At 60.8% G+C, this 1245-nt stretch carries 1 protein-coding gene; it reads right to left on the reverse strand.

The window, feature by feature from the left end:
• Positions 1-1245 (reverse strand): hypothetical protein (locus tag DFR40_RS17110; RefSeq protein WP_170160140.1); only part of this gene is annotated, 1245 nt, incomplete at both ends.

A 1245-nucleotide genomic window follows, 5' to 3' on the forward strand; every position in this document is an offset into this window, starting at 1 on the left:
CGCACCGTTGGTCTTGCCAATGGCTTCGAGCTGGACGGCGCTACCGGATAGGGTTCCATCCGCCGCGAACTTCTGCACGAAAATGCTGTTGTCGCCAGCGCTGTCTTCGCCGTACCAGGTCACCACATACTCGCCGCTGCTCCCGACTGCCGTCACTTGGGGGCCTAGGTCCGCACCGTTGGTCTTGCCAATGGCTTCGAGCTGGACGGCGCTACCGGATAGGGTTCCATCCGCCGCGAACTTCTGCACGAAAATGCTGTAGTCGCCAGCGCTGTCTTGGCCGTGCCAGGTCACCACATACTCGCCGCTGCTCCCGACTGCCGTCACTTGGGGGTATTGGTCCGAACCAGTGGTCTTGCCAATGGCTTCGAGCTGGACGGCGCTACCGGATAGGGTTCCATCCGCCGCGAACTTCTGCACGAAAATGCTGTTGTCGCTAGCGCTGTCTTGGCCGTGCCAGGTCACCACATACTCGCCGCTGCTCCCGACTGCCGTCACTTGGGGGCCTAGGTCCGAACCAGTGGTATTGCCAATGGCTTCGAGCTGGACGGCGCTACCGGATAGGGTTCCATCCGCCGCGAACTTCTGCACGAAAATGCTGTTGTCGCCAGCGCTGTCTACGCCGTACCAAGCCACCACATACTCGCCGCTGCTCCCGACTGCCGTCACTTGGGGGTTAAAGTCCCCACCGTTGGTCTTGCCAATGGCTTCGAGCTGGACGGCGCTACCGGATAGGGTTCCATCCGCCGCGAACTTCTGCACGAAAATGCTGTTGTCGCCAGCGCTGTCGATGCCGAACCAGGTCACCACATACTCGCCGCTGCTCCCGACTGCCGTCACTTGCGGGGCTTGGTCCGAACCAGTGGTATTGCCAATGGCTTCGAGCTGGGTTCTCAAATTGCGCGAAACGAGACCATCGATAAAATCTGGGGAGGCCAACGAATTCAGTTGGTCGAAAGTCAGCTGAGCCACCTGCTCTGTATTTAGACCGTTGACTTGCACTAAATCGAGTGAGGCCACGAAATCGGTACTCAGCGAGGCGACGGCTTCCGTCGCAATGGCACCAACCTGTGTCGCATCGAACGCGTCCGCTTGCGTGGCCGTCAATTGAGCCACTTGCGTGTCGCTCAGCGCCGCCACTTGGGTCGGTTCCAGCGCCGCAACAGCGGTCGTGCTCAGCGAAGACACCGCCGCCGGGTCAATCGCAGCAACCTGGGTCGGCGACAGCGCACTCACTTGCGTGTC

The sequence above is a fragment of the Azonexus fungiphilus genome, assembly GCF_003634965.1.
In the GTDB taxonomy this organism is placed as follows: domain Bacteria; phylum Pseudomonadota; class Gammaproteobacteria; order Burkholderiales; family Rhodocyclaceae; genus Azonexus; species Azonexus fungiphilus.